Below are 20849 nucleotides of genomic sequence, written 5' to 3'. Positions count from 1 at the left end.
GCGCCGATCCTACCGTGCGGCGACGCGCCATCGCCTCCGTCCGAAACCACCGGCTCCATCGGCGCTCCACCGGCCGGGGATCGCCGTGCCGCAGTTGGGGCAACGTCCGTCGGCGGAGAGCCGGTAGGCGACGATGTCGTACCGGTCGCGCACGATGAGCGCCGCGCCGCAGCCCGGGCAGAACGTCGTGTCGCCGTCCCGGTTGATAACGTTGCCGGTGTAGACGAAGCGCAGCCCCTCCCCCATCGCGATCTCGCGCGCGTGCACGAGCGTGGCGAGCGGGGTCGGCGGCACATCGCGCATCTTGTAGTCCGGATGGAACGCGGAGAAGTGCAGCGGCACGTTGCGGCCGCAGTGGTCGCGGATCCACGCGCATTCGGCGTGCAGCTGCGCGTCGTCATCGTTGTACCCGGGGATGAGCAGCGTGGTCAGTTCAACCCATGTGTCCGTCTCGTTGCATACGTATTCGATCGTGTCGAGCACGTCGCGCAACCGCGTGCCGGTGACCCGGCGATAAAAGTCATCGGTGAAGCCTTTGAGATCGATGTTCGCCGCATCCATGACCCGGTAGAAGTCGCCGCGCGCGGCGGCAGACATGTAGCCGGCGGTGACGGCGATCGCGTCGATGCCGCGCTCGTGGCAGGCTTGCGCGGTGTCGATCGCGTATTCGGCGAAGATGATCGGATCGTTGTACGTGAACGCGACCGATCGTGCGCCGTAGTCGGCGGCGACCGCGGCGATCTTCTCCGGGCTCGCTTCGACGGCGAGCGTGCTCCACTGGCGGGATGCGGAGATCGACCAGTTCTGGCAGTAGCGGCAAGCGGAATTGCAGCCGGCCGTGCCGAAGCTGAGTACTGCGCTGCCTGGGTAGAAATGGTTGAGAGGCTTCTTTTCGACCGGGTCCATCGCGAAGCCGGAGCTCAAGCCGTACGTGTCGAGCATGATCGTGCCGTGGTGGTTGGAACGCACGAAGCAGAAGCCACGCTGCCCGTCGCGCAGCGTGCAGTGGCGCGGGCACAGTTCGCATTGCGCGCGTCCGTCCGCCAATCGGTGCTGCCAGCGACCGGTCGCCGGAGCAATGGCGCGCGACTCCTCCGTCACAGGCGTGCGTGTCGGAGTGCACTCGCCCGTCTCGCTCCTGGCCAACTGTTCGTCCGTCGGGCGCGTCGCCGCCCGCACGAACTCAGTCGCCCCGCTTTCTCCGTCTTCCGTGTTCATCGCCGCGTCTCCCCGAACGCGGTGACGGTGTACCGGCTGCAGATCACGCTGCCGTCATGCCATTCATAGGCGGCCGGCAGTCCCGCCTTGCGCAGCAGATGACCGACGAATTCGCGACTGTCGGGCAGTTCGGTCCACACCTGCGGCAAGAACGTGGCGCGATGGCCGTGACGGTCGTCGATGATGAGCCCGTCGCGGCCGGGCTTGAGCATGCGTTCCAATGCGGCGCGGGACGGCACGCGCATCGGCTCGGGTGCGGACAGCACCGATACTTCGACGCTGATGTCCGGATATTCGTCGGCGGTGACCGGCCGGAACCGCGGATCATGGATGGCGGCGTCGATCGCATGTTCGGCGATGTCGCGGCCGAGCGGACGGTAGGCTTCGATGGTGCCGATGCAGCCGCGCAGCTGCCCGTGTTCGGTCAGAGTGACGAAGCTGGCTCCCGGACGGTTCAGTTCGGGATGCGCGGCGACGATGTCGGCCGGCGTGGGATCATCAGGCTTGGCAAGGTCAAAATGCTGTTCGAGTGAGGCTCGTGCCAGACGGATGAGCACCGTGTCGGCATGATCCGGCAGATTGGTGGCACCGTCGGTAGTGGAATGCCGTTCGGATTCAGCCTGCAGCACGTCACGGGCTTCGGGATCATGCTCCCATGCGGCGAACGACGCGTAGCCGACGACCGGCGTGTCCGGGTCGCGCATCAGCGGGCGTTCGGCACGCCAGCCGCCAGAACCGGAGCCAACGTCAGCAAGCGCCACTTCCCCATCGTCGCCCGAGGTGGAGCATCCAAGGAACCGCAGCGCCAGACCCTTGCCCGGGCACACGTCCAGCAGGCCGTTGATCGGATACGCGCCGCACGCGCGGTTCGAGCGGATCGTCGGCTCGCCCAGCGGCGCGATATGCGCGATGGTGTCGTCGTCCAACGCTCGGGCGACCGATTCGGGATGATAATGCGACAGGTCGGAGCTGATCACGATCACCGTTTCCGGCCCGCTCCACAAGGCGCGGATCACGTCGCCCACCATTACCTTGTTGAGTGGGTTTCATGAGAGTGTGGAGCCTGTACGGGTCACGGTCCCCGGTATGGCTTTTGCCCCCTGCCGTCGTTGTCAGGACGAACGGCTTGCCGAGTGATGCCGCCGGGGTACCGGACGCGTGGTGACCGCTAATAGGAACCAGGACACCAAGGCCGATTCTACCTGTCCGGTGGATCGTCTTCGTAATGTGGGTGCCGGCGCCCGCGTCATGCCGTCCCGTACGCGAAGGATCTACGGGCAAGGAGGCCGGTGATGGAACGGTTGGACGTATTGGGATACGAGTGCGTGCTCGGGCTTGACGTGGGCAAACGAGCGCATCACGCATGGCTTATGGGCATGGACGGCCAACGATTGTGGGACAAGCCCGTCGGCCAGGACGAGCGTGAATTGCGCGCCTTGTACGACAGGGCCATGGAACACGGCAGGACGCTGCTGGTCGTCGACCAGACCAACACGATCGGTTCCCTGCCATTAGCCGTGGCCGGCGCCATGGGCATGGACACCGCCTATCTGCCCGGCCTGTCGATGCGCCGGTACGCGCAGATGACGTCCGGACACGCGAAAACCGATCGCATCGACTCGCGACTGATCGCCGAATGCGCGCTGGCGAACCCGTCAACGCTCACACGAGTCGATATGATCGACCCTAACCTGGAAACGCTCGAACTCTTGTCGGGATACGATGACGACCTGGCCGCGGACACGACCCGGCTCGTCAACCGGCTGCGCGCGATTCTGCACACCCTGCACCCCGCGCTCGAACGCGCCCTGGGCGGGGAGGCGATCACCAGCATGACCGCATGCAAACTCCTCGAGGAATACGGCGGCCCCCACGGGCTACGCGAGGCAGGACGCGACCAGATCCTGCAATGGGTCCAAGCAAACCTACGCGCCGGACTCACCCTGCCCGCACGCATACTCGACGCGCTCGACACGCAAACCACCGTCGTCTCCCAGGACGGGCCGCAAACCGACTGGATCATCAAGGACCTCGCCCGACGCATCCGGGAGAACAAGCAACAGCGCGCCCGAATCGAACGCCGCATGCACCAACTCGCCTCCCAAAACGAGGAATACCGTCTCGTGCGCACCATACCCGGCATGGGCACACGCACCAGCATCGCGCTCGTCACCACCACCCAAGGCATGAACAACTTCCCCAACGCCGGCCGCCTCGCCTCCTACGCCGGACTATGCCCGGCACGACGTCAATCCGGCACCAGCATCCACCATGACACCGGCAACCGACACGGCAACCACAAACTCAAACGAGCCCTCTACCTATCAGCCAGCATCGCCATCATCAAAGACCCACGCTCACGCGCGTACTACCAACGCAAACGCAACGAAGGCAAACACCACACCCAAGCCCTCCTCTCCCTCGCCAGACGACGCTGCGACCTCATCCACGCCATACTCAAACACCACACCCCCTACCAGACACAACACACCCCACACTTGACAACAAGATAGGAACACTCGGCCGGGCTCGCGTCGCCCGCATTGAGCGGCACAACGCTCAGACCGTCGCCGAGCACGCGCTGCAAAAACGGAATCTGCACTTCCACCGCATGTTCGCGCGCGTGCGTCGCATCGTTGACGGTCAGGGACGGCACCTCGGCGAGCGCACGGCGTTCCACATCCCGGTCGACCGGCACGGTGCCGAGCGGGGTTTGGAATGCAGCTGCGGACGGGCAGGCGACGCCGCGCACGGCGACGCGATGCGTCGGACCGATAATCACGGCGCGGCGGATCGTGCCGCGGCCGCGTTCGAGCAGCGCGTAGGCGAGCGCCGCCGTGGTTCCTGAGTACACGTATCCTGCGTGGGGCACGATCACCGTTTTGGGCGCGCCGGCAGGCAACCGCCACGCGAATCCGGAATCGTGCAGCAGCGTGCGCGCGTAATCGAGCTGCCGGTCGATCATGTCCTTCAGTTCGCCGGGGTCGGACGGATAGAACGAACCCGCCACCGCGGCCGGGCGGATAGCCGTCGATTCGGGCAGGGTATGGGCGGCATCGTCGCGGGCATCATTGTGGAACAACCTCATCATGGCAACCACCTCTTCGGCTCCCATGATAGTCGCCGCGTTTGGCGCTCGATGTTTGACGATCGAGAGGCTGTTTCCAACCTCTGCACAGGTCAGTTCGACGATCGAGAGGCACGCAACATGTCATCATCGGCCTCTTCACGACGTCATATCGCGACTTTTCGCCACGCGATATGTCATCGCTGACGACATATGTTCGCTGTACAGCCTCTTGATCGTCAAACTGAGCCGTGCAACGTGCGAATTCAGCCTCTCAATCGTCAAACTCCCGGTCGAACCGCATTGTCAGCGACCGTCGAAACCGTCAGAAACCAGCAAAGGCTACGGCAACTGCAGCTCAGGCTCGGCGGGATGCCGCTTGCGCCACCATGTCTGCACGAAGTAGGCGGCGTAGCAGACCACGATGAACAGGAGTTCGGCGACAAGCGCGAACCGCTGCTCTTTGTCGAAGAACACGAGCAGGAACGAGGCGGTGCACAGGATGAACGCGCCCCACGACGTGTACGGGTAGCCGGGCGTGCGGTACTTGAGCTCGTCGACAGCGTGTCCGGAGGCGATCCAGCGGCGGCGGAACACGATCTGGCAGTAGGCGATGGCGATCCACACCACCACCGCGGACAGGCCTGAAAGCGCCACGAGCACCAGATACACGGTGGACGCGGCGATCACGGATGACAACAGCGCCAACAACCCGCCGGCCATGGCCGCGCACAGGGCGAGCATCGGGACTCCCCGGCGGTTGGTCTTGGCAAACCAGCGCGGGATCATACCCTCATTGCCCATCGACCACACCATGCGCGTGGAGGCGTACAGGCCAGAGTTGGAGGCGGACAGCACGGCCGTCAGGACCACGAAGTTCATGATGTCGGCCGCGTACGGGATGCCGATCGAGTTGAACACGAGCACGAACGGGCTTTCGCCCACACCGGCCTCGCGCCACGGGATGAGCGCGCACATGACCACGATCGAGCCGATGAAGAACAGCACAAGGCGCCACAGGGTGGTGTGGATGGCCTTGGGCACGGCGGTTTCCGGGTCGCGCGTCTCGCCGGCGGTCACGCCGATCAGCTCTGTGCCGGAGAACGCAAAGTTGACGGTGAGGATCGTGGCGAACACGGGCATGAACCCGTTCGGGAAGATGCCGTCGCGCACGAGGTTGCCGAACATGGGCGCGTGCTCGTAGCCGGCGATCGGGATGATGCCGAAGATCGCAAGCAGGCCGATGGCGATGAACGCGCAGATCGCGAACACCTTGATCGACGCGAAGATGAACTCGGCTTCGGCGAAGAAGCGCACCGACAGCGCGTTCGCGGTGAAGATGAGCACGATACACGCCGCCGACCATATCCATGTGGGCGTGTGCGGAAACCACCGTTGCATGAGCAGGCCGGCGGCGGTGAATTCGGAGCCGAGCGCGACCGTCCACGTGAGCCAGTACTGGATGGCGATCACGAAGCCGGTGCCGGGGCCGATGAACCGTTCCGCGTACACGTGGAACGAACCGGTGACCGGCATCGCGACGGACAGTTCGCCGAGCGTGAGCATGACGAGGTACACGATGAGTGCGCCGATGCCGTACGCGAGGATCGTGCCGATCGGGCCGGCCTGTTGGATCGTGTATCCGGAGCTCAAAAACAGGCCCGTGCCGATGACGCCGCCGAGCGAGATCATCTGCAGGTGCCGCGATTCCATGCCTCGTTTGAGGTTGGTGTGCAGCGCGTGCTTGCGATGATGGTCGGTTGCGGTCGGTTCGGTGGCTGCGGCCGCGTTCGTCGTCGCGGATGATGCGGATGGCGAGGATGGCGCGGAGGATGCCGCGTCAGCTGATTGTGTGGATCGCGACTGCCGCGTCGCGCCCGTTGCGGCCTCACCGGTGACGGTGTCGGTGTCGGACTGGCTCATACTGCTCTTCTCTGTTTCGATCGCGTCGTGCGATGCTGCGGAGTTCGACCGTGTAAAACGGCCCAGAACAGTATACGGGTCGGTCCGACCAGCCGGCTCTTGGCCGAGCCCTAGTGCTCGACGTGGTACAGGTTCGCGCCGTTCTCGCTGATGTCCGCGGTCGGCTTCGCGCCGAGCCGCAGGTCGACGTGCAGGCGCCGCCCGGCGTCCTCCCCCGTGCCGACCACGTCGTACGAGTACGCGCGGTTGCTCACGTTCGTCGGTTCGGTCACGGCCCGGGCCATCCACGGGTTGCGTCGGCGGATCGAAATCAGGCCCTGCAGCAGGCGGAACATCCACTCGCCGTCGTGGCCGAGCCCGTCGCGCGTGGCAGGGAACATGGGCCGCACCGCGTCGTCGCCGCCCATCACGTCGGCCTTCACGCCGCGCCATGCTTGCTCGTCGCCGTAGTACAGGCTGGGAACGCCGCCGACAGTGAACAGCACGGCCATCGCCACAGCCGCCTCCGCCTCGCCGATCTGGCTGACGATGCGTGTCACGTCGTGGTTGCCAACGAACGTGAGCGGTGTGAACGCGCGCATGAACTCGTTGTGCCGTTTGAGAGACCAGTCGAGTTCCCAGAAGTTGCCGGATTTGATCGAACTCCAGATCGCCTTCCACAGCTCGTACTGCGTGACCGAGTCCATGCCAGATTCGCGCGCGATGGCCGCGTAATCGCCGTGTATGACCTCGCCCATGAACCATGCGTGCGGGAATTCGCGGCGCACGTCGGGCAACACGCGCGTCCAGAACGCGGGTGGCACGGCGTAGGCCGCGTCGAGCCGCCACGCGTCGACGCCGCGACGTAGCCAGTGGCGCATCACGTCGCCGACGAGTCGGGCCACGGCCGGGTCGTCGTGGTTGAAGGACGGCAGGTCACCGTTGCCTTCGAATTTCGCGTAGTCGGTCACTTCGCCGGTAGCCGCGTCGCGTTCGATGCGGAACATGCGCTCCGCGTTCGGATCGTCGCCGGCGAGCGCGCGTTGGAACAGGTCGGATTCGCGTCCGATGTGGTTGAACACGCCGTCGAGCATGATGCGGATGCCGCGCTGGTGGCAGGCGGCGACGAGCCGGTCGAAGGCCACGTCGTCGCCGAGCCGCGGGTCGATGCGGTAGTAGTCGACGGTGTCGTAGCCGTGGCTGGTGGAAGCGAAGACAGGGTTGAGCATGAGTCCGTTCGCGCCGAGGTCGATGAGGTAGTTGAGCCACGACGTGATCATGTCGAGCCGCGGCGTGACCGCGCGTTCGGCGTCGGATTGCGGGCGGATGGGCGCGCCGGTGAAGCCGAGCGGATACACCTGCCACCAGATCGTGTTGAGGTTCGGATCATTGGTCATCGCCGGCGCTCCTTTCAGTCGAATGCCGTCGCCTCCAGCATAAGGCCGCTGCCGTGGTTTTACGGTCAGGCTTGTCCCGTCAATTGCCCTGTCAATCGTCGGATACCGGGGCGAGTCACGGTCACGCGATGGCAAATATCGAAAATCTGCCATCGCGTGATTGTCCCTTTGAGCACGCGATGGAATTGTCTCGATTCAAGCCACCCCATGACCGCATAGGAAGGTCACAGGATGGGCGGAAGAGGCCACAATGCCGTCCCATGCTCCATCGGATAGTCACGCGATGGCAGTAAAGCCGAATATGCCATCGCGTGACCTGCTCAGCCTCATGCTGGACGGATCAGAGGGCCGGATGCTCCCACTGGTCGGTGTCGGCGAGCGCGGGGCCGTGGTTGTAGTCGACCATGCGCCAGCGGAGCGTTCCGTCGGGCATATCGGCGGGCACGAACCGCGCCCAGTGAGCGTTGCGCATGGACAGCATGTCGGCGAAGTCGGGGTGCGCGACAGACGCGCCGAGCAGGGTGAGCGTGGTCTGCATGATCCACGCGCCGTGCGAGAAGATGAACAGGTCGGTGTCGTCGCCGGCCCGGTGCGCCCAGTCGTTGATTGCCTCGACACCGCGCGCGCCCACATGCGCTTTCGGTTCGGCACCGTACTTGAGTTCGCCGCCACGGAATTCGGCCCACGAACGGTAGTCCTCGGGATATTTGCGCTCGAGTTCGGCCAGTTCGAGGCCTTCCCACTGGCCGAAGCTGCGTTCGCGCACGCGCGGTTCGAGATGCACGTCGAGTCCGAGCGGGTCGGCGAACGCGTGCGCAGTGGCGGCCGCACGGCTCAAGTCGGAGGCGACGACGAGCTGTCGGCGACCGTCCGGCTGGCCATCTACGTAGAGCTTCTTGAGCGCGGCTCCGGTCTGGGCGACCTGCCAGCGGCCGACCTCGTCGAGCGGGATGTCGATCTGGCCTTGGAAGCAGTGTCGCGCATTGTATGCGGTGCGCCCGTGGCGCACGAGTGTGAGCGAACGAACGTGAGGGGTTGCAGTCATGCTGGGTTCCTTTGCAAAGATGATCGTGAACAAGTCGGAGATGGTTTTGCGTATCTGCCGACCGGAGCAAAAACCAAAGTGGCTCCCCTCGCGTTGAGGGGAGCCACATGCGAATCAGGCGTCGACCGGTTCCGAGGACTCGGCGGCCGTCTCAACGGCGCCGCTGGTTTCCGGATGCGCGAGCTCGAGGTCGACGGTCGGGCAGTCCTTCCACAGCCGGTCGAGACGGTAGAAGGCGCGCGCCTCCTCGTGCATGACGTGCACGATGAAGTCGCCGTAGTCGATCAGCACCCACTGGGCCTCCTCGAGCCCCTCGCGCGAGCGCGGGTCGCGCTTGTCGCACTTGAGGTACAGGTCCTTTTCGACTTCCTGCGCGACGGCGAGCACCTGGCGTTCGTTCGCCGCGGTGGCGACGAGCATGAGGTCGGTGATGCCGAGCAGGTCGCTCACGTCGTAGGCGACGATGTCGGTGGCCTTGAGCCGGTCCGCCGCCTCGGCGGCAATGCGGATGGCGTCGATCGAATTCTGCGCTGCGGTCAAATCAGTTCTCTTTCTGTCGTGTACTGCGTGTGTTCGTGTATGCGGGATGCGTGTATGCGTGCGCGTGTGTCGGGTGCGGTACCGGGAGCGCTCAGCGCTCCCACTTGGGCTTCCAGCCCTCCACGACGTGCTGCGTGTTCTCGGAGTAGACCATGGAGTCGCTCGGCACGTTGTGGCGGATCACGGAGCCTGCGCCGGAGGTGACGTTGTCGCCGACCTCGACGGGCGCGACGAGCAGGTTGCCGGCGCCGATGTGCGCACCGGAGCCGATCTTGGTGCGGTTCTTGTGCACGCCGTCGTAGTTGGCGGTGATGGTGCCGCCGCCCACGTTGGTGTGTTCGCCGAGTTCCGCGTCGCCCACGTAGCTCAGGTGCGGAACCTTGGTGCCGTTGCCGATGTGCGCCTTCTTCATTTCGACGAACGCGCCGGCCTTGGCGTTCTCGCCAAAGTCGTTGCCCTGGCGCAGGTAGGTCCACGGGCCGATGTTGGTGCCGCGACCGATGTGCGATTCCTGCACGCGGGAGCGTTCGACGACGGCTTCCGCGTCGACGGTCGCGTCGATGAGCGTCGTGTACGGGCCGATCACGGCCGCCTCGCCGACGACGGTGTGTCCCTGCAGGAAGCTGCCGGGCAGCACGGTCACGTCGCGCGCGAGTTCGACGTCGTCTTCGATCCACGTGGTTGCGGGGTCGAGGATGGTCACGCCGGAGCGCATCCATGCCTCGCACACGCGGCGGTTGTGCTCCTTGGCGAGCGCGGCGAGCTGCACGCGATCGTTCACGCCTTCGACGCTCAGCGGGTCGGGCGCGGTGAAGGCGCCCACCGTGCCGGCGGAGCGCGCGGTTTCGAGCGCGTCGGTCAGGTAGAACTCGCCTTGCGCGTTGTTGGATTTGAGGTCGGCGATGGCGCGGCCGAGCAGTTCGGCGTCGAACACGTACACGGACGTGTTCACCTCCTGCACTGCGAGTTCGCTGCGGTTGGCGTCGCGCTGTTCGACGATGCGCAGCACGTGGCCGTCGCGGTCGCGGATGATGCGGCCGTAGCCGGTCGGGTCGTCGAGGATGGTGGTGAGCACGGTCGCACCGTTGCCGCTCTGCTCGTGGAAGGCGACGAGTCCGCGCAGCGTTTCGGCGTCGAGCAACGGCATGTCAGATGCGGCGATGAGCACGTAGCCGTTGAGCTTGTGCTCGGCTTCGAGCTGAGCCATGGCACACTGCACGGCGCGTCCGGTGCCGGGAATGTCATCCTGGTTGACGATTTCGACGTTCGGCTGGTAGGAGCGGGCCGCGGCGGCGACGCGTTCGGCCTGATAGTGGACGACGACGGCGAGCGTGTCCGGCTCGAGCGCGGCGACGGAGTCCATGACGCGGTTGAGGAACGTCTTGCCGGCGAAGGTGTGCAGCACCTTGGGGTTGGCGGAACGCATGCGGGTGCCTTCGCCCGCGGCGAGAATGATTGCGGCGGATAGTGCCATCGGGAATCTCCCATTCTGTTCGTGCCGGGCGCCCACGCGCGCCGGTGAAACCGTTGACCAGACAAGAACGCCCGGCTTGCCTGTCCGCGGTTGTTCCGCAGGACGCGCAAGCCGGGCGACTGTCGAGTTCCCCCACCTGGACTCGAACCAAGACAAAGGGTTCCAAAGACCCGTGTGCTGCCATTACACCATGGGGGACCGGCGAAAACCGGAATTTCCGCCAAGTGTTCATTATGCCATAAGACCCGTCCACGTCAAATCGGCTTTGCCGTTCGACCGGCACGGGCCGCCGGGCCGGCTCAGGCGAACAGGAAGCCCTGTCCGTGGTGCTCCGGGTACGTGTCGAACAGCTCGGCCACGGAGCCGTCTTCGAACACGGCGCGGATGGCGCTGGCCAGCAGCGGCGCGATCGACAGCACGGTCAGGCCGTCCCAGCGCTTCTCCTCGGGGATCGGCACGGTGTCGGTGAGCACGACCTCGCGTGCGCCGCAGCCCTTGAGCCGTTCGATGGCCGGGCCGGAGAGCACGCCGTGCGTGGCGACCACGGTCACGGACTTGGCGCCCGCGTCGGCGAGCACGTGGCAGGCGCCGGCGATCGTGCCGGCGGTGTCGATCAGGTCGTCGACGAGCACGCAGTCCTTGCCCGCCACGTCGCCGACCACGCGGTTGGCGACGGCCTGGTTCGGACGGGTGATGTCACGCGTTTTGTGCACGAATGCGAGCGGGCCGCCGCCGAGGCGCTGCGCCCACTGTTCGGCCACGCGGATACGGCCGGCGTCCGGGGAGACGACGGTGACGTTGTCGAGCTGGTTCGAGAAACGGTCGCGAATGTAGTCGACGAGCACCGGCATGGCGATCAGATGGTCGACCGGACCGTCGAAGAAGCCTTGCGACTGTGCGGCGTGCAGGTCGACGCTCATGATGCGGTCGGCACCGGCGGTCTTGAGCAGGTCGAACACCAGACGGCAGGAGATGGGCTCGCGGCCGCGATGCTTCTTGTCCTGACGGGAGTAGCCCAGCAGCGGGCACACGGCAGTGATGGAGCGGGCGGAAGCGCGCTTGAGCGCGTCGATCATGATGAGCTGTTCCATGATCGACTTGTTCACCGGCAGCGAGTGCGACTGGAGTACGAACACGTCCGCACCGCGCACCGATTCGGTGTAGCGCACGTACATCTCGCCGTTCGCGAAATCATATGCGGTGGTTTCCAGAACGTCGATCCCCAGCTGTTCGGCGACGTCCGCCGCCAGCTTCGGATGCGTGCGACCAGTCACCAGGATGAGGTTTTTATCGGGCTTCCCTTCAAGGATTGCGCTCACCATATCTCCAAACGTTCGGCTTCGTTGAAGTGACTGCCATCATAGTAACCGTCCGCGCCGACCGGCCGCCATCGCGTGTTCGCGTCCGCGGACGCCGTCCGCATGTCGGACGCGACTGCAACCGAGCCTCGGTCGCGAGCGTCCAGCCGCCGCCTACCGGTACAGGCCGTGCTTGCCGATGTACTGCACCACGCCGTCGGGCACGAGGTACCACACCGGCTCTCCGTGCTCGGCGCGGCGGCGCACGTCGGTCGAAGAGATCGCCAGCGCGGGGATTTCGAGCGTGTCGACCTTGCCTTCGGGCAGTTTGACGCCGTCCGGAGACGAATAGCCGGGGCGCGTGACCGCGACGAAGTGCGCGAGGTCCCACATGTGCTCGGCGTCCTTCCACTGCATGATTTCAGCGACCGCGTCCGCGCCGGTGATGAAGAACAGTTCGGCGTCGGGGTGCTGCGCGCGGATGTCGCGCAGCGTGTCGATCGTGTATGTGATGCCCGGGCGGTCGATGTCGACGCGCGAAACGGTGAATTTCGGGTTGGACGCAGTGGCGATCACGGTCATCAGGTACCGGTCCTCTGCGTTCGTCACCTTCTTGTCGAGCTTGAACACGGGCCGGCCGGTGGGCACGAACAGCACCTCGTCGAGGTCGTACACCCACGCCACTTCGGAGGCGGCCACTAGGTGGCCGTTGTGGATCGGGTCGAATGTGCCGCCCATGATGCCAATGCGCGGCCGCGCGTGCAGGTTGCCGCGCGTGGACAGCCGCCTGCGTTCGGCGCCGGGTGCCAGCACGTCGGCCGGCTCGTCGGATAGGTCGGACATGCGCCGGGTCAGTTCCTCGCTCACGCCTCGACCTCCTGCTGGCGATCCTCCTCCGCGGATTCGCGCGCGATCTCACCGGCAGTCGGATCGGATTCCTGCGGGTCGATCTTGCCCATGTCCTCGTCCCATTCATCCTGCACGACACGGCGGATCTCCGCGAACGTGGGCAGCGCGAAATCGGGCTGGTACAGCCGGCGCACTTCGGCGACGCGCTCGGTGACGCGGATCAGCGTGTCGGTCATGCCGTCCACGTCGCCGTTGCGTTCCATCGTGCTGAACCGGCCGATGTACTGTTCCATGAGCTGCATCTGCTCGACCACGGTTCGCAGCTGATCGTCGCGCAGGTCGACGACCTCGTCGGAATGCTCGTCGGGCCAGCCGATGAGCACGGCGTCGGCGTATTCGAGCGACGCGCGTTGGCCGGCGGAGGCGATGCCGTCCTCGATCTGCACGAGGAACACATAGCGCACGATGCTAAGCCGTTCGGCCGCGATCTTCAGCCCCAGCCGCGGGTCGTCGAGGTCAATGTCGGGACGCAGGTCGGTGATGGGCGTGCCGGCGTCCGTCGTCGGCACGGCGGCATCCCGCGCGTTCTGCGCGTCGTGCGTGTCCGGCGTGTCCTGTGCGTCCGACTGCACCGTCACGTCACTCTCCGCCGGTTGCGCCGTCGCCTGCGGCGTTTCGTTCGTTTCGCTCATCGTCGTTATCCTCCCGTCGTTGTCGTTTCGCACGCCTGTTCCGGCCCGCGCATGCCGTCAGCCGCGTACCTGGCCCGTGCCGTAGCCGATCCATTTCGTCGTGGTCATCTCGCGCAGTCCCATCGGTCCGCGCGCGTGCATTTTCTGCGTGGAGATGCCGAGTTCCGCGCCGAAGCCGAACACGCCGCCGTCGGTGAAGCGCGTGGACGCGTTCACCATCACCACGGCCGAGTCGATGCGGCCCGTGAACTCCTCGACGGCCGAATAGTCCTCGGCGATGATCGACTCAGTGTGCCCGGTGGAATGCGCGTTGATGTGCTCGATCGCCTCGTCGAGCGAGTCGACGACTTTGACACCCATGGTCAATGCAAGATATTCGGTGTCCCAGTCCTCGTCGGTCGCGGCGAGCAGGTTCACGCCGTCGATGCCAGCTTCGTCGATAATGCCGTACGCGGCGTCGTCCGCGTGCAGTTCGACGTTCGCTTCGGCGAGCGCGCGTGCGATGGCCGGCAGAAAATCGGCGGCCACGTCGCGGTGGACGAGCAGTTTTTCGGCCGCGTTGCACACGCCGACGCGCTGCGTTTTCGCGTTGATGATGATCGGGATCGCCTTGCCGAGATCGCCGGACTTGTCGACGTAGATGTGCACGTTGCCGGCGCCCGTTTCGATGACCGGTACTTTGGAGTTGCGCACGACGGCCTGGATGAGCCCCGCTCCCCCGCGCGGCACGAGCACGTCGATGTGGCCGCGCGCCTCCATCATGGCGGTGGCGCCGTCGCGGCCGTACTCGTCGACCGTGTCGACAAGCGCCGGGTCGAAGCCGTGCGCAGCGAGCACGTCGCGGATGATCGCCAGAGTCGCCGCGTTGGTGCGCTCGGCCGCGTGTCCGCCGCGCAGGATCGCCGCGTTGCCCGATTTGAGGCACAGCGACGCGACGTCGACGGTCACGTTCGGACGCGCCTCGTAGATCATGCCGATGACACCGAGCGGGACGCGCGTCTGCTGCAGGCGCAGCCCGTTCGGCAGATTGTAACCGCGCACGATTTCGCCAATCGGGTCGGGCAAGGTGGCGACGTGGCGCACGCCCTGCGCGGCGGCTGCCACGCGCGGCACGTCGAACAACAGCCGGTCGAGTTTGCCGGCGTCCATGCCGGCGTCGCGCGATTCGATCATGTCAAGCTCGTTGGCGCCCGCGATTTCGTCGGCGCGAGCGTCGAGCGCGTCGGCGATCGCCAGCAGTAGTTCGTTCTTGGATTCGGCGTTCGCGCGGGAGAGCGTTTTCTGCGCGCGGGCGGCCGCATCGGCCTTCGCGCACACCGCGTCGAACACGGCCGCGGATACCCGGGCTTCTTCACCATTCGTCATACCCACCCACCTTAGCGCATACGGCCCGCAAACCCGGCACGCGGCCCAAAAAAGGCTCCCCCGCACGCGCGGGAGAGCCTGATGATACGCGGCGTCACGCCACGACGGACGGACGCGCGGGCAATCGAATCAGTGAACCTGATCGAGGCCCGGGTACAACGGGAAGTCCTCGACGAGCTTGTCGACGCGGGCCTTGAGCGCGTCCACGTCGGCGGACGGGCCGGCGGCGAGCGCGGTGCCGATGATGTCGGCGACCTCCTCATATTCCTTCGGTCCAAAGCCGCGGGTGGCGAGCGCGGACGTGCCGATGCGCAGGCCGGAGGCGACCGAGGCCGGGCGCGGGTCGAACGGCACGGTGTTGCGGTTGATGGTGATGCCGCAGGCGGCGAGGAGGTCCTCGCCCTGCTTGCCGTCCATTTCGGAGTTGCGCAGGTCGACCATCACCAGATGCACGTCGGTGCCGCCGGTGAGCACGGAGATGCCGTTGGCCTTCACGTCGTCGGCAGTCAGGCGCTCGGCGAGGATCTTCGCGCCGTCGAGCGTGCGCTGCATGCGGTCCTTGAACGCCTGCGTGCCGGCGACCTTGAAGCTGACGGCCTTGCCGGCGATGACATGCATGAGCGGACCGCCCTGCTGGCCGGGGAAGACGGCGGAGTTGAGCTTCTTGGCGTACTCCTCCTTGGCGAGGATGAAGCCGGAGCGCGGGCCGCCGAGGGTCTTGTGCGCGGTGGAGGAGACGACGTCGGCGTACGGGACCGGGCTCGGGTGGAGGCCGGCGGCGACGAGGCCGGCGAAGTGGGCCATGTCGACCCAGAACTTGGCGCCGACCTCGTCGGCGATTTCCTTCATGGCCTTGAAGTCCTCGATGCGCGGGTAGGCGGACCAGCCGCCGATGATCATGGCCGGGTGCACTTCGAGGGCGCGCTGGCGGATGATCTCCGGGTCGATGCGGAACGTCTCCGGGTTCACGCCGTACGCTTCGGCGTGGTAGAAGCGGCCGGAGAAGTTGATCTTCATGCCGTGGGTGAGGTGGCCGCCGTGGTCGAGCGCGAGGCCGAGGACGGTGTCGCCGGGCTTGACGAGCGCCTGATAGACGGCAGCGTTGGCCTGCGCGCCGGAGTGCGGCTGCACGTTCGCGTATTCGGCGCCGAAGAGCTCCTTGGCGCGGTTGCGGGCGATGGTCTCGAGCTTGTCGACCTGCTCGCAGCCGCCGTAGTAGCGGCGTCCCGGATAGCCTTCGGCGTACTTGTTGGTGAGCACGGAGCCCTGCGCCTGCAGGACGGCGCGCGGCACGAAGTTTTCGGATGCGATCATCTCGAGGCCGTCCTGCTGGCGGTGCAGCTCGGCGGTCAGGATGTCGGCGACCTCCGGATCGGTTTCGGCGATCGGCGAATTGAAGGCGTCGGTGGGGGTTTGTGCAAGCGGCGAGGCAGTCATCTGCGCTCCTTTCAGCAATACCGATAATTCCGCGGTTGCGGTTGTGCAAAGTGTAGACCCATGGCATGTTACGAACAGGTTCCATGCTCATATTTGACAACGTGTTCATCAAACCGATTCCGAAACGGTCCGGAACAAACTCGTCGCTCGCCGACGAAACCGGCCCTGCACGGCCCGCGCGGAACGGCGCCGTCTGCCCTCCTCACCATCCGGAACCGCCCTCTCCCCTGCCCACCGCGGGCGATAGACTGGATCGGTATCGTCGTTATTCGTCTTACGCGAAGGGCTTCCATGACCACGTTCCATTCCACGCGTTCCACCACCGACTCACTGACCTCCAAGGAGGCCATCCGCAAAGGCATCGCCGACGACGGCGGCCTGTTCGTCACCGATTCGCTCGGCGAGACCAAGGTCGACGTCGCGAATCTCGCCGGCCGTTCGTATCAGGCGATCGCATACGACGTGCTGCACGCGCTGCTGCCGGACTTCGGCGAGGACGAGCTCAAGGCGTGCATCGCCGAGGCGTACGGCGCGCAGTGGTCGGACGAGCGCATCACGCCGCTCAAGCCCGTCGGCGACGACTACATCCTCGAACTGTTCAACGGTCCGACCTCCGCGTTCAAGGACGTCGCGCTGCAAATCCTGCCGCGGTTCATGGCACGCACCACACCGGCCGGCGGCGACAAAGACGAGAAGATCATGATCCTCACCGCCACGTCCGGAGACACGGGCAAGGCCGCGCTGGCTGGCTTCGCGGACGCGCCGGGCACGGCGATCACCGTCTTCTATCCGGAAGGCAAGGTCAGCCAGGTGCAGGAGTTGCAGATGACCACGCAGACCGGCTCGAACGTGAGCGTCGCCGCGGTCGAGGGCAACTTCGACGACGCGCAGTCCGCGGTCAAGCGCATCTTCGGCGACCACGAGCTGGCCGACAAGCTCGCCGCCGACTCGCACGTCGTGCTTTCCAGCGCGAACTCAATCAACGTGGGCCGTCTCGTGCCGCAGGTCGTCTACTACTTCTCCGCGTACGCGCAGCTGCTCGAACAGCAGGTCATCAACGCAGGCGATGAGGTCGAGTTCGTCGTGCCGACCGGCAACTTCGGCGACATCCTCGCCGGCTACTACGCGAAGCGTCTCGGCCTGCCGGTCAAGCATCTGGTCGTGGCGAGCGACAAGAACAACGTGCTGTTCGACTTCCTCACGTCCGGCACGTACAACCGCCAGCGCCCGTTCTTCCAGACGATTTCGCCGTCGATGGACATCCTCGTCTCGTCGAACCTCGAGCGCATGCTCTACTACTTCACCGAGGGCGACACGCGTCTGATCTCCATGCTTATGAACGATCTCAAGCAGTGGGGCGCATACGAGATCCCGGACGATGTGCTCGCGAAGATCCGTCACCTGTTCGGCTGCGGCTGGGCGGACGAGGATCAGGTGCGCGCGATGATCGCCGACTGCTGGGCGAAGAACCATTACGTGATCGACCCGCACACGGCGTGCGCGTACTACGTGGCGCAGCAGATGCCGCGCGATCCGCTCACCCCGCGCGTGATCCTCGCGACCGCAAGTCCGTACAAGTTCCCGCGCGTGGTCAACGAGTCGCTCGGTTTCGACGCGACCGGCACCGACTTCGAGTGCATGGATGTGCTCGCGCGTGAGACCGGCACCACGGCTCCGGCCGCGCTGCGCGGCCTCGAGCACGCCACCGTGCGCTTCAGCACGGTTGTGCCGATCGACGGCATGGAAGGCTTCGTGGAGTCCGCCGCCAAGGCGTTGTGATCTGACGGTGATCTAGCGTCTACAGGAGCTGCGGCGCGTCGGCGAAGTCGAAGAGGACTCCGTCGGCGGCGTCGCAGATGGCGGGCCAGTCGGCGTCGGACGAGTCGTCGTGCATGGCCCAGACGGTCATGCCGATGGATTTGGCGGTTTGCACGCCGACGAGCAGGTCCTCGAACACGGTGCAGTCGGCGGGCGCGACGCCGAGGCGGGATGCGGCGAGCAGGTAGACATCGGGCTGGTCCTTGCCGGCGTCGCCCGCGTCGTCGACGCTGACGACCGTGTCGAAGAAGCCGCGGATGCCGACGTGCTCCATCGCTGGTTCGCGCAAAGCCGGCGGCAGAGAGGTCGCCACGGCGAGCTTCGCGCCGGTTGTCTTGAGATGCCGCAGATACTCCACGGCGTGCGGCTTGGCCTCGACCACGGTGGAGTAGGCGACGCGCGCCATCTCGTCCCATTCGTCCATAAGCTGTTCCGGAGTGTCCGGCAGGTCGAACCGGGCGATCGTGTATTCGGCGATCTGCCTGAACTGCATGGCCGCGACCTTGGCCATGTAGTCGTCAGGCACCGCGATGCCGCGACGGCCGAGGAAGTCGATGTCGACCTGATCCCACACGCCCATAGAGTCGAGCAGGGTGCCGTCGAGGTCGAAGATGGCGGCCTTGCCGGTGTTGTCAGCGGTCATGCGAGTCTCCTTTGAATGCGGTTGGCACGGTTGCCGCGGTTGCCAATGATGGTCCGATGCGGTCCGACGGCGGTATGACAAACAACGTTTACAACGGGATGGACTGGACGGGCGCGGCTACGCGGCGAGGTCGGCCGTATCTCCCAGCTGCGACGAGCCGAGCAGTTCGCGCGCGTGGTCAAGCGACGCTTCGGATTCGGAGCCGGACAGCATGCGCGCGATCTCGCGCACGCGCCCGTCGCCTTGCACTTCGGCGACGGTGGTCACGACGCCGACCGCGTCGTCGTCGGCGTCCGGCGGCTCTTTGGTGACGACGAACTGTGCATCGGCCCAGCTGGCGACCTGCGCCAGATGGGTGACGACGATGACCTGCGCGGTACGTGCAAGCCGGGCGAGGCGCCGTCCGAGTTCGACGGCGGTTTTGCCGCCCACGCCGGCGTCGACCTCGTCGAAAATGAACGTCATGGGCGTTTCGGCACCGGCGTGCCGGTCGGCGGCGGACAGTTCCATGGCAAGCATGAGTCGGCTCAGTTCGCCGCCGGACGCGCTTTTACCCATAGGCAGTTCGGGCGCGCCCTCATAGGGGGTGAACAGGAATGCGATGTCGTCGCTTCCGTTCGCATCGAGCGGCCATGTGGCCGACCCGTCCGCGGTCGACCCCGCGGCGGACCCCTTGCCGCCCCGCCGCTCCGCACGGTTCGCGACGCGGATGTTCAACGCGGCCCCGTCCATCGCCAACGACGAAAGTTCGCCCGTCACCGTGGCGGCCAGCGACTGCGCGGCGGCCACACGCGCGTCATGCAGCCGTCCGGCCGCTTCCGTAGCGGCGTCGAACAGCCGACCACGTTCCTCGCGCAGTTCGGCGACTTTCTCCGGAGAGGCGTCGAGATCCTCCACGTCAAACACGGCCTTGTCGCGCCATGCGATCACGTCGGCCAAGGTCGGCCCCCAGCGCCGCGTGAGTTCGCCGAGTTCGTGGATGCGCGCGTTGATCTCGTCGAGATCGTCGACATTATCCTCCACGTCGAGCTCGCGCGCCAGCGAGTAAACGATGTCGGACAGGTCGGCGTTGACCGATTCGAGACGATCGGCCAGCTCGTTAAAGTCGCCGTCAGCGCGGATCGACCGCAGCGCCTGGACGGCGTGGTTGATGAGTTCGGATGCGCTTGCCTCGTCCGCGTCGGCGCTCACCTGCGACGCGTCGAGCGCGGCGAGCGCGCCGGAGACGCCTTGCGCGATGTCGGCCGCGTTTTCGATGCGCGACCGTTTGGCCTTGAGTTCCTCGTCCTCCCCCGGCTGCGGGTCGGCCTGATTGATGCGTTCGATGGATTCGCGCAGATAGTCGGCCTGTTGTCGGGCGGACGCCTCCTGATGCTCCATGCGTTCGAGCCGTTCGTCGAGCGCGCACAGCGCATCCCACGCCTTGCGGTAGGCGGCAAGCTCGCGCTCGTCGCCGGCGACCATGTCGAGGAATTCGCGTTGGCGTGCGGGCGAGGCGATGCGCAGCTGGTCGGCCTGCCCGTGGATGGTGACCAGTTCACCGGCCAGTTCGCCAAGCAGCGCACGCGGCACGGACCGTCCGTTGACGACGGCGCGCGACCGTCCGGATACCGGCACGGTGCGGGAGAGGAACAATTCGCCGTCCTGCGGCGCGACGCCGGCCTCGCGTGCGATGCGCACGACAGCCGGTTCCTCGGCCGTCGTCGGACGGTCCGCGCCGGCGACGTCATCGTCTGCGTTATCTTGCGCATGCTCGCCGCCGACCGCGAACACGCCTTGCGTCCACGATTCCTTCGCGCCGGCGGACACGCGCCCCGCGTCGGCCGTGCCGCCGGAAATGAGCTTGATCGCGCTGAGCAGCATGGACTTGCCGGCACCGGTTTCGCCGGTAATCGCCGTCATGCCGGCGGCAGGCGTGAGCAACGCGTGCCGGATCGGGCCAAGGTCACGGATTTCCAGTTCTTCAAGCATTAGCGGATGACTCCGTTCTCCGCGTCTGTCGCCGTGTCGGCCGGACCGACCGCTGCGGTATCGGCCGCACGCTCGGCGAGCGTGTCGCCGACGCCTTCCGGGAACACGTGCCCGTGCCGCACGGCCGCAGCCC

General features: G+C 66.0%; 17 protein-coding genes and 1 tRNA gene. 2 read left to right on the top strand and 16 right to left on the bottom strand.

The features are described from left to right. Window positions 1-9: 9 nt before the first annotated feature. Together amrS and amrA are read right to left on the bottom strand one after the other, a co-directional pair. On the bottom strand, window positions 10-1218 hold the full coding sequence (gene amrS / locus BBIA_RS12450; protein ID WP_081892411.1) for an AmmeMemoRadiSam system radical SAM enzyme: 1209 nt from the start codon (window positions 1216-1218) through the stop codon (window positions 10-12). Further along, the gene (gene amrA, locus BBIA_RS12445; protein WP_051924069.1) at window positions 1215-2246 is read right to left on the bottom strand and encodes an AmmeMemoRadiSam system protein A; all 1032 of its coding nucleotides are present in this window, start codon (window positions 2244-2246) and stop codon (window positions 1215-1217) included. The genes amrS and amrA overlap by 4 nt, the downstream gene beginning before the upstream one ends. 264 nt (window positions 2247-2510) lie before the next feature. On the opposite strand from amrA, the gene BBIA_RS14350 reads away from it, so the two are divergent. Next, window positions 2511-3731 (top strand): IS110 family RNA-guided transposase, encoded by a 1221-nt coding sequence (locus BBIA_RS14350; RefSeq protein ID WP_033493293.1) that lies wholly within the window; start codon window positions 2511-2513, stop codon window positions 3729-3731. Here BBIA_RS14350 and amrB read toward each other — a convergent pair. From amrB to glyA, 12 genes are all read right to left on the bottom strand, one after another. Further along, window positions 3692-4309: an AmmeMemoRadiSam system protein B gene (gene amrB / locus BBIA_RS12435; protein WP_051924068.1), complete on the bottom strand. Its 618-nt coding sequence runs from the start codon at window positions 4307-4309 to the stop codon at window positions 3692-3694. The two genes, BBIA_RS14350 and amrB, sit on opposite strands and share 40 nt — an antisense overlap. Window positions 4310-4627: 318 nt before the next feature. Further along, on the bottom strand, window positions 4628-6208 hold the full coding sequence (locus tag BBIA_RS12430; protein WP_033493292.1) for an amino acid permease: 1581 nt from the start codon (window positions 6206-6208) through the stop codon (window positions 4628-4630). A 110-nt stretch (window positions 6209-6318) separates the two neighbouring features. Then, window positions 6319-7584, bottom strand: coding sequence for an alpha-amylase family protein (locus BBIA_RS12425; RefSeq protein ID WP_035138492.1), 1266 nt, complete (start codon window positions 7582-7584; stop codon window positions 6319-6321). Between the two features lie 340 nt (window positions 7585-7924). Next, on the bottom strand, window positions 7925-8629 hold the full coding sequence (locus BBIA_RS12420) for a histidine phosphatase family protein (protein ID WP_033493235.1): 705 nt from the start codon (window positions 8627-8629) through the stop codon (window positions 7925-7927). 114 nt (window positions 8630-8743) lie between these two features. Next, window positions 8744-9169, bottom strand: coding sequence for a ribosome silencing factor (gene rsfS, locus BBIA_RS12415; RefSeq protein WP_033493234.1), 426 nt, complete (start codon window positions 9167-9169; stop codon window positions 8744-8746). Between the two features lie 91 nt (window positions 9170-9260). Further along, window positions 9261-10643: a bifunctional UDP-N-acetylglucosamine diphosphorylase/glucosamine-1-phosphate N-acetyltransferase GlmU gene (glmU, locus tag BBIA_RS12410; protein ID WP_033493233.1), complete on the bottom strand. Its 1383-nt coding sequence runs from the start codon at window positions 10641-10643 to the stop codon at window positions 9261-9263. Window positions 10644-10770: 127 nt separating this feature from the next. Then, window positions 10771-10841 (bottom strand) — tRNA-Gln (locus BBIA_RS12405). Between the two features lie 101 nt (window positions 10842-10942). Beyond that, window positions 10943-11965 (bottom strand): ribose-phosphate diphosphokinase, encoded by a 1023-nt coding sequence (locus BBIA_RS12400; protein ID WP_033493232.1) that lies wholly within the window; start codon window positions 11963-11965, stop codon window positions 10943-10945. Window positions 11966-12115: 150 nt separating this feature from the next. Then, entirely contained in the window at window positions 12116-12784 is a 669-nt protein-coding gene (nadD, locus tag BBIA_RS12395; RefSeq protein ID WP_152600510.1) for a nicotinate-nucleotide adenylyltransferase, read from the bottom strand. A 20-nt stretch (window positions 12785-12804) separates the two neighbouring features. Continuing rightward, entirely contained in the window at window positions 12805-13482 is a 678-nt protein-coding gene (locus tag BBIA_RS12390) for a phosphoribosylglycinamide synthetase (RefSeq protein WP_238548523.1), read from the bottom strand. A gap of 57 nt (window positions 13483-13539) precedes the next feature. Beyond that, window positions 13540-14847 carry a glutamate-5-semialdehyde dehydrogenase gene (locus tag BBIA_RS12385; RefSeq protein ID WP_033493230.1) on the bottom strand — a complete coding sequence of 436 codons (1308 nt, stop codon included), beginning with the start codon at window positions 14845-14847 and terminating at the stop codon, window positions 13540-13542. 129 nt (window positions 14848-14976) lie between these two features. Next, the gene (gene glyA / locus BBIA_RS12380; protein WP_033493228.1) at window positions 14977-16284 is read right to left on the bottom strand and encodes a serine hydroxymethyltransferase; all 1308 of its coding nucleotides are present in this window, start codon (window positions 16282-16284) and stop codon (window positions 14977-14979) included. A gap of 291 nt (window positions 16285-16575) precedes the next feature. Between glyA and thrC the strand changes: the two genes are divergently transcribed. Continuing rightward, complete coding sequence (gene thrC / locus BBIA_RS12375) at window positions 16576-18063, top strand: threonine synthase (protein ID WP_033493226.1); 1488 nt, start codon at window positions 16576-16578, stop codon at window positions 18061-18063. A 19-nt stretch (window positions 18064-18082) separates the two neighbouring features. On the opposite strand, the gene BBIA_RS12370 is transcribed toward thrC, so the two are convergent. Both BBIA_RS12370 and recN read right to left on the bottom strand, forming a co-directional pair. Next, window positions 18083-18745, bottom strand: coding sequence for an HAD family hydrolase (locus BBIA_RS12370; RefSeq protein ID WP_033493224.1), 663 nt, complete (start codon window positions 18743-18745; stop codon window positions 18083-18085). 117 nt (window positions 18746-18862) lie between these two features. Continuing rightward, entirely contained in the window at window positions 18863-20716 is a 1854-nt protein-coding gene (gene recN, locus BBIA_RS12365; protein WP_033493222.1) for a DNA repair protein RecN, read from the bottom strand. Between the last annotated feature and the right edge of the window lie 133 nt (window positions 20717-20849).

Origin of the sequence: Bifidobacterium biavatii DSM 23969, from assembly GCF_000741165.1 — a bacterium.
Classification (GTDB): Bacteria; Actinomycetota; Actinomycetes; order Actinomycetales; family Bifidobacteriaceae; genus Bifidobacterium; species Bifidobacterium biavatii.
This window is presented reverse-complemented; position numbering and strand designations above follow the sequence as displayed.

Excerpts from the sequence above, each read along its gene's own strand:
- amrS (WP_081892411.1), bottom strand. The coding sequence starts at position 1,218 with ATGAACACGGAAGACGGAGAAAGCGGGGCGACTGAGTTCGTGCGGGCG.
- amrA (WP_051924069.1), bottom strand. The coding sequence starts at position 2,246 with ATGGTGGGCGACGTGATCCGCGCCTTGTGGAGCGGGCCGGAAACGGTG.
- BBIA_RS14350 (WP_033493293.1), top strand. The coding sequence starts at position 2,511 with ATGGAACGGTTGGACGTATTGGGATACGAGTGCGTGCTCGGGCTTGAC.
- amrB (WP_051924068.1), bottom strand. The coding sequence starts at position 4,309 with ATGATGAGGTTGTTCCACAATGATGCCCGCGACGATGCCGCCCATACC.
- BBIA_RS12430 (WP_033493292.1), bottom strand. The coding sequence starts at position 6,208 with ATGAGCCAGTCCGACACCGACACCGTCACCGGTGAGGCCGCAACGGGC.
- BBIA_RS12425 (WP_035138492.1), bottom strand. The coding sequence starts at position 7,584 with ATGACCAATGATCCGAACCTCAACACGATCTGGTGGCAGGTGTATCCG.
- BBIA_RS12420 (WP_033493235.1), bottom strand. The coding sequence starts at position 8,629 with ATGACTGCAACCCCTCACGTTCGTTCGCTCACACTCGTGCGCCACGGG.
- glmU (WP_033493233.1), bottom strand. The coding sequence starts at position 10,643 with ATGGCACTATCCGCCGCAATCATTCTCGCCGCGGGCGAAGGCACCCGC.
- BBIA_RS12400 (WP_033493232.1), bottom strand. The coding sequence starts at position 11,965 with ATGGTGAGCGCAATCCTTGAAGGGAAGCCCGATAAAAACCTCATCCTG.
- nadD (WP_152600510.1), bottom strand. The coding sequence starts at position 12,784 with ATGTCCGACCTATCCGACGAGCCGGCCGACGTGCTGGCACCCGGCGCC.
- BBIA_RS12390 (WP_238548523.1), bottom strand. The coding sequence starts at position 13,482 with ATGAGCGAAACGAACGAAACGCCGCAGGCGACGGCGCAACCGGCGGAG.
- BBIA_RS12385 (WP_033493230.1), bottom strand. The coding sequence starts at position 14,847 with ATGACGAATGGTGAAGAAGCCCGGGTATCCGCGGCCGTGTTCGACGCG.
- glyA (WP_033493228.1), bottom strand. The coding sequence starts at position 16,284 with ATGACTGCCTCGCCGCTTGCACAAACCCCCACCGACGCCTTCAATTCG.
- thrC (WP_033493226.1), top strand. The coding sequence starts at position 16,576 with ATGACCACGTTCCATTCCACGCGTTCCACCACCGACTCACTGACCTCC.
- BBIA_RS12370 (WP_033493224.1), bottom strand. The coding sequence starts at position 18,745 with ATGACCGCTGACAACACCGGCAAGGCCGCCATCTTCGACCTCGACGGC.
- recN (WP_033493222.1), bottom strand. The coding sequence starts at position 20,716 with ATGCTTGAAGAACTGGAAATCCGTGACCTTGGCCCGATCCGGCACGCG.